The organism is Pseudoalteromonas sp. NBT06-2 (assembly GCF_002276045.1).
Lineage (GTDB): Bacteria > Pseudomonadota > Gammaproteobacteria > Enterobacterales > Alteromonadaceae > Pseudoalteromonas.
This window is the reverse complement of sequence record NZ_NQMR01000210.1, coordinates 1-7,334: the sequence shown is the minus strand read 5'-3', so window position 1 is coordinate 7,334 and position 7,334 is coordinate 1. Positions and strand designations below refer to the sequence as shown.

The 7,334-nt window shown below is 33.6% G+C and carries 6 protein-coding genes; 3 read left to right on the top strand and 3 right to left on the bottom strand.

The window, feature by feature from the left end; translation table 11 throughout:
• The coding region (locus CJF42_RS23995; RefSeq protein ID WP_212668856.1) for an ATP-binding cassette domain-containing protein at nt 1–663 on the bottom strand (663 nt) is incomplete at its 3' end.
• Between the two features lie 505 nt (nt 664–1,168).
• On the opposite strand from CJF42_RS23995, the gene CJF42_RS29615 reads away from it, so the two are divergent.
• Entirely contained in the window at nt 1,169–1,444 is a 276-nt protein-coding gene (locus CJF42_RS29615; RefSeq protein ID WP_141235650.1) for a serine hydrolase, read from the top strand.
• 497 nt (nt 1,445–1,941) lie between these two features.
• Here the strand turns inward: CJF42_RS29615 and CJF42_RS23985 are convergent, their stop codons facing one another.
• Nucleotides 1,942–2,856 (bottom strand): LysR substrate-binding domain-containing protein, encoded by a 915-nt coding sequence (locus tag CJF42_RS23985; protein ID WP_095369059.1) that lies wholly within the window; start codon nt 2,854–2,856, stop codon nt 1,942–1,944.
• Nucleotides 2,857–3,006: 150 nt separating this feature from the next.
• Between CJF42_RS23985 and CJF42_RS23980 the strand changes: the two genes are divergently transcribed.
• Nucleotides 3,007–3,960: a TDT family transporter gene (locus CJF42_RS23980; RefSeq protein WP_095369058.1), complete on the top strand. Its 954-nt coding sequence runs from the start codon at nt 3,007–3,009 to the stop codon at nt 3,958–3,960.
• A gap of 73 nt (nt 3,961–4,033) precedes the next feature.
• Here CJF42_RS23980 and CJF42_RS23975 read toward each other — a convergent pair whose 3' ends face one another.
• Nucleotides 4,034–5,140 (bottom strand): c-type cytochrome, encoded by a 1,107-nt coding sequence (locus CJF42_RS23975; RefSeq protein WP_095369057.1) that lies wholly within the window; start codon nt 5,138–5,140, stop codon nt 4,034–4,036.
• A 333-nt stretch (nt 5,141–5,473) separates the two neighbouring features.
• Here CJF42_RS23975 and CJF42_RS23970 point away from each other — a divergent pair.
• A partial coding sequence (locus CJF42_RS23970) for a methyl-accepting chemotaxis protein (RefSeq protein WP_141235649.1) occupies nt 5,474–7,334 on the top strand: 1,861 nt, incomplete at its 3' end.

Sequence of the window (7,334 nt, the reverse complement as noted above, 5' to 3'; positions counted from 1 at the left end):
ATGAGTACAAACAGAGTTTAGGAAGTGTCTGTCATGAGAAATGATGATCATAGTACATTTACGATGATTTAGTTCACCTGCTAACCAGTTGATAGTATGAATATCTAAGTTATTGGTTGGTTCATCAAGTAGTAAAATGTCAGGATTAGAGAATAATGCTTGTGCTAGTAGCACACGTAATTTCCAACCAGGTGCAACTTGTTGCATTAAGCCAAAATGCAGTTCTTCTTCAATACCGGCATCAAGTAATATTTGTCCTGCACGGCTTTCTGCTGTGTAACCATCCATCTCTGCAAACTGGCTTTCAAGCTCAGCAACAGCCATACCATCTTCTTCACTCATCTCTGGTAAAGAATAGATGCGATCCCGTTCTTGTTTTACTTCCCATAATGCAGTATCACCCATGATCACAGCATCAATAACAGAGTATTGTTCAAAAGCAAACTGGTCTTGACTTAAAGTGCCCACTTTTAAACCTGGTGTGATTGAAACATTACCGGCACTTGGTGCTAACACACCACTTAAGATTTTCATAAATGTTGATTTACCGCAACCATTCGCGCCAATCAAACCATAGCGATTACCGTTACCAAATTTAGCTGAAATATTTTCAAATAAAGGCTCAGCACCAAATTGCATTGTGATGTTATTAGTCTGGATGATAACCAGTTACTCCAAAATTGATTTTTATAACAAGTGGTTATTATTCACTCACTATTTAAGGCCGCATAGTATACATGAAATAGGCTAGCAAGGGAGGATTTCTTAAGTATCAGATTTTTTCTTTTAGTTGTATTAGGTATGTCATATGATATAAAATATTTGAATATTATAGTTGTTTTTCATGCATTTATAGCCTTTACTATTGCATGGTATACCGTCAAAAAATGCAAAAAAAGTTGTATATTTATTTTATTCACCATGTGTTCATATTTTAATTGTTATCGCATTTAATTTTAGCCATATAAATATTGCTCTAGAATTACTTGGACGCTGGAGTCAAGTTAGTGAAATAATAGTGTTTAATACAGGGAGGATTAAATTGTTTAACCATATAATAATTATACTTATTTTTAGTCTATTTTTTACTTTGAGATCTTAGGCTAAAGTATCTCAACATTACCAAGCGCAGCTTGATAATTTAATATCAAAACAGCCAGGTTGATACATTAAAAAAGACAGTTTCCCATTAAGGTTTGCTTTAAATCAACCTGCAAACTTTAAACCGAGTGAAAATTGGGAATATTCAAATACAGGGTATCCCTTGATAGGCATTATTTTGGAAAAGATTTTAAAACAACACTCGTTCAAGGCTGTAAGACAAAAAATACTATACCCAAACCACTTCAAAATGCAGGATTCAGTTGGAATTAGAAATGCTTTAGGCAAGGCATTGATTGAAGAACATGGTTATTCTCTTTTCAAAATCAATAACGCTGCATAAAGTATTTATAAACCAACCTTACAGGGACTTCTGAGCAAATCATGCTCGTTGTTGCCTGCATGGATGTAGGTACTAGAGCAATGCAGGAGCATATTGCCGGTCCATCTTTTTTAAGGGAGTAACCATTAATGCAAAGATGCGCATGACCCTGAATTTATATCGGGCTATTCTTTTAATAATGGCGATTTAAATTTCCCTACACCAATCAATGAGTGGTTTGATACTAAAGATGTTATAGGAAGCTCTGCATTTTCAGATACACTACTTGTCTCCAATGTTCAAGATATAACAAAACTTTTAAAGTTAATTATTACAGAAAATCAAGTGGTTAAAGCGAGTGCAAGAGAAAATATTATTGGTAATAAAAATCTAGTCAAAGCATGGGGGCCGAAATTTTTTAATGAATCTGAGCTGTTTTACGGCTTAGTTGGTTAACACATAAGCAGATAATTTAATTTTCACTGAAACACTCTGATATTTTATATAATAGAAAGAACCTAGTTAAGCCCTTTTGCAAATACTTTTAATTCAGTTCGCCAGCTTAGGCTAAACTCAATAAAGCTTTGTAATAAAGGGGATATGTATTTTTGTTTATGATGCACTAAATAATATTGTCGGATTTGATTTTTAGGTAAGGGTAGCATGGTGAGTCGTTTGTCTTTTACGGCATGGATAACTGCTATCTTTGATAAACAGGCGATACCAAGCCCTGCCGCTACGCTGTTAATGATAGCCTCTGTATTGGTGAGTTGAAATGCCATATGCCAGCTCTTTAATTTAGGTTCTAAAAAATGCATAAAATAGTGTTTAGTGCCAGAACCTTCTTCTCTAAAAATCCAATCTTGATTTTCTAAATCGGTTATCTGCTTTATTGTGGTATTGGCAAGAGGTGAGTCAGGTGAACATACAATGCACATTTCATCTGATAACCAAGAGGTTATAGCCAAGTTATCATGATTAATTTTACCTTCGACTAAAGCGATATCTAATTCAAACTTAGTTAATTTTTCATAAATATCAGTACTGTTTGAGATAGTCAGCCTTTGCTGAGTATGCTGTGTTTCAAGGCGGAAATCTTTGAGTAAAAAAGGCACAACTTGATTACCTATAGTATCACTGGCACCAATTTTTAATTGCCCCGTTAACTTACTTTTTTCATCAAATAATGTAGAAATATCTTGAGTTCGGGCAAGTAACTCATCGGCTAAGGGTTGAAGTTTTAATCCAAATTCATTGATAAGTAATCGATTGTTATACCGATCAAATAGCTGATGTCCTAACTGTTTTTCTAATTCATTTAAAGCCATGCTCACAGCGGGTTTAGTTAAAAATAACTTTTTAGCAGCAGCGGTAATTGATTTCTCTTGAGCAACTAGTTTAAAGATATTAAGTTGCTTTAATACGATATTCATTAGCTTGCCTATTGGGTAGAAAATTAATTATTTATAACTTAGGGTTAAGATATTCTTAACGCCAGTTTAAAAATATTCAAATATTATTAATTAAAGTATGCCTATACAATTGTTTCATAGTCAACCTTTGATGTAATAAGTGCAGTGATTATGCAAACTATAAAGCGTATTTTATGTAATTTACCGACTCCTATTTGTGGCTTGGCTTTGGGGATCGCAAGTTTAGGCTGGTGCTGGGATAATTTTGATTTTCTATTTGGTCAAGGGCAATTCATAGGTACACTTATCGCAAGCATTATTTTATTTGCTGTACTTTTTAAATTTGTTAAACAACCTAAGTTATTAGTTGATGATTTAAAACATCCTATTGTAGGTAGTGTTTTGCCTACATTTGCAATGTGTTTAATGATTATTTCAAATACGGTTGCTAAGTTAAATCTATTTTTAGGTGATGCGCTTTGGCTGTTAGCTGTTGTAATGCATGTGATATTTTTACTGACTTTTGTTTATCACCGCGCAAAGGCATTTTCGTTACATCATATGGTGCCTAGTTGGTTTGTGCCACCAGTCGGTTTAATTGTTGCTGACGTTGCTTTTTCAGGTAGTGAAATTCTTGCACCGATTGCACTGTTTACACTTAATTTTGGTTTATTGATGTATGCACTATTATTGCCATTAATGATTTATCGTATTTTGTTTTGCCATCAAATACCTGATGATGCTAAACCAACAATTGCGATATTGGCAGCGCCTGCAAGTTTAAGTTTAGCGGGGTACTTGACTGTTATTGCAAATCCATCACCAGTTGTAATAACTGTACTATTAAGTATTGCATTGCTGATGACGTTGATTATTTATATGTCATTCTTTCATTTATTTCGTTTACCATTTTCATATGGTTATGCCGCTTTTACTTTTCCTACGGTAATAGGCGCAACAGCGTTATTTAAAATTTCAGACTGGATGCAATATATTAATATGAACTCACAATATGTGGATCCGGTTTATAATTTGGCTTGTTTTGAGTTATTAGTGGCAACTGGGATAGTGATTTATGTAGCAATAAAATATGTATATTCATTTTATGAGGCAGAAGCTGTTTAAATCAATTATATAAACTTAAAATTTAAGGACCTAGCTTCAAGCTTCTAGGCCTTAAATTGAGTCTTAGGCTTTATTATTTATTGGCTATATCCTCAATATCACCACGCATAACTGGATAACCCATTTGTATCCAACCAAATATACCTTCCCATAAAACCGCAGTGCGGGTATAGCCTTTTCTTCTAAGTTTATTAATAGTGTGCTCAGCAGCTGCTCTTGGGCATGAACAATATGCAACAATTTGCACGTCTTTAGGAATACCTTCTACAGTTTCATTTAAGTCCGCGTAATAAGGAAAAGGGATAGATCCGGCAATATGTGCAGTTTGCCAAACAGAAGGTACACGGGTATCAAGTAATACCATTTTCTTCTTGCTATTAAGTGCCGCATTTAAATCATCAGATGATACAAACATATCATCACTAAGTTTAAAGTGAGGATCATCACCTTGTTTGTTTATTACATATTTATCTGGTGTCGGAAATGCTTTAAGTACGGTTTTTCCCATTTTCCAACCACTGGCTTTACTTCTTAAAAAAGCAGTGATGTTATTGATATTATCTGATGAGAGTTTATCTTTAAATGATTTCATAGGTGTATCTTGGCGACCATATCTAATTGCATGCCTGATAAACTCATCAGTGTTGTGGGCTAATGCAGATTGATTACCTAAAGCGGGTGCCGTAACTCCTTCACCTTTAATACCATGACAGGTGGCACATTCTTTTTGATACACTTGCTCGCCACGTTTTATATCGCCTTGGATTGGGTTTGTTGACAGTTTTAGTCTTTGATAACCTGCTTTTTCAAATAACCAATAGGTTAAATCCCATGTTTCATCTAATGTCATCGGTCCGCCTACTTCATCAAGGTATCCACCCATTGCTGTGTCAACTCTGCCATATGATATAGGTCTTAAAATGGCATGAGGTACACCAGATTCAAATAAACTCTTACTACGCAATGATGGTGCGTGATCATTTACATGTCCTTGTCTGTCAGCACCATGGCAAAGTGCACAGTATTTTTGATAATTTTTTTCTGCGACCTTGGCTTGTTCTGTGGTGAGTTTTCGAGGTGGTGGTAGCGTACTATACTCACTTTGCTGTGCAAAAATGGCATGGGGTAACAAGATGATGCACCCACAGAGTATTAAAGTTAGCTTATTTATTATCGTCATAATAATCTTTGTTAGTAGCTGATAATTTAGATTACTCAGCTTTTTTGTTATTATCAACGAGATAATACTATTTCAATTTTTAATGACAACTTCTCTCTTGCTACTAACTCAATACACCTCCATTTTTAATGGTATTAAATAGAATATTAAAGATGGATAAATATTCTGATTTTGTTCTACATTCGGTGTGTTATTGCTTTATTTTTAATAATTCGGTGAATTTTAATTCAAAAAAACTTTGATCTTGATGTTCTGAATTCATTGCAATAATGTACTTATTTTAAAATTATTATTGCAAATGCAGCAACTTTTACATCTGGAAGGCAGTATTATATGTTAGGAAGTAAAAATAGTCCTTGGTTGAAATTATCAATGACAGCACGGTTAGTATTAAGTGTATGTAGTATCATATCAGTTATCTTGTTAGTCATTTCCATAATAGTAATCAACCGATTATCTGATGAAACAACTTCAAAAATCCAGTCAAGTCTATCTAGAGTTGTTGAAACAGAAGCTTCAAATATAACACAGTTATTTTTGAGTCGTTATAAAGTATTAGAAACGGCTTTTGAAGCACCAAGTATTAAACATTGGATTGAGACTCGCGAAAAACCTTGGGAAGAAATTGATGGTAATATAGAATATAACTCTGTAAATCAGTATTTTAAGTCATTAGTAACCAGTGAAGATGAAATCACCAGTATATTTTACTCGCCAATGAAAACCGGTGAGTATTGGGATGAAAATGGTCGGATTCCAAGAGAGTATATGACGTCGAGTATAAAAACTGTGCCTTGGTGGATTAAAACAAAACAAGCGGATCAAGGTGTGGTAAATGAACCATTTGAAGACAGTCGAACAAAAGTTGTATCAGCAGCTTTAAGTATGCCTGTTTATTCTTATTCAGGTAAATTAATCGCAATAGCTGGTTTAGATTTAAAGTTAGAAGTAATTCAGCAACATATTAAAAAAAATGTAAAATTTAATGGCTTAGGCAATGCTTTTTTATTTCAGGAAAGTGGCCAGTTAATTACATTACCTGAAGGAGTTAAGTTTGATGAGAAGGATAGAACGCTTAATTCTCTAGAGCAAAGTACAAACACTTCAGGATTTTTTCAATTAATAAACGAACAAAAAAAGTTATCATTTCATCGGGTTATTTATAATGGTATTCCTCAAATTGTTGCTTTAATTAAAATTGAATCAACAAAACCACTAATGGATTGGCGTTTAGCATTAATGTATCCACAAGAAAAAGTGGATGAACCTATTATTAAAACAACAATTGAATTAATTGTTTTTACATTTATTTTAATTATTTCTCTTGGATTCTTATTATCATTTTTAATTAAATTGGGCTTAAAGCCTCTTAGTGAGATTTCAGATGCAATGACTAGAATTGTTAATGGTGATGGTGATTTAACACAAAGGCTTATTGTAAAAGACAAGAATGAAATAGGTAAATTAGCACAAATGTTTAATGAGTTTGTGTCTAATATAAATCATGTTGTAAAAGAGAGTTTAAATGTATCTACTCAAGTTTCAAACTCAAGTGAACGTCTACAATCTATGATGGAACAAGCTGACGATGCAGTACAAAGTCAAAATGCTGAACTAGATATGATAGCAACGGCAACAACTGAGTTATCACAAGCTGTAAATGAGATATCATCAAATGCTGAAAGCTCAAGTCAAGCAACCATTGAAGTTCAAAATCAGGTATATGTTGGTATGGAGTTGGTTACTAAGGCTGATCTGCAAATCAATACCTTAGCAAATAGTTTTAGAGACAGTGAAACTTTGGTAACTGAACTAAATGTTAATTCAGATAAAATTGGTGAAGTATTAGATGTGATTGGTAGTATTGCAGATCAAACTAATTTACTTGCATTAAATGCAGCAATTGAAGCTGCAAGAGCGGGTGATCATGGTAGAGGGTTTACTGTTGTTGCCGATGAAGTTCGTACTTTGGCTAAACAAACACAAGACTCAACATCAAATATACAAAGTATTATTAATACTTTAAGAGATAATACCAAACAAGTATTAACTGTTATGGTTGATAATAGACAACATGCAGAGCAAAGCGTTGAAGATGCAAAACATATTCATCAGCAATTAACCAAGTTGACTGTCGAAGTTGAAAATATTCAGTCTCAATCATTACAAATAGCACGGCAAGATCATTATAAAT

What these genes read in the sequence shown, in the direction of transcription:
- CJF42_RS23975 (WP_095369057.1), bottom strand. Translation starts at nt 5,140, where the DNA reads ATGACGATAATAAATAAGCTAACTTTAATACTCTGTGGGTGCATCATC.
- CJF42_RS23985 (WP_095369059.1), bottom strand. Translation starts at nt 2,856, where the DNA reads ATGAATATCGTATTAAAGCAACTTAATATCTTTAAACTAGTTGCTCAA.
- CJF42_RS23980 (WP_095369058.1), top strand. Translation starts at nt 3,007, where the DNA reads ATGCAAACTATAAAGCGTATTTTATGTAATTTACCGACTCCTATTTGT.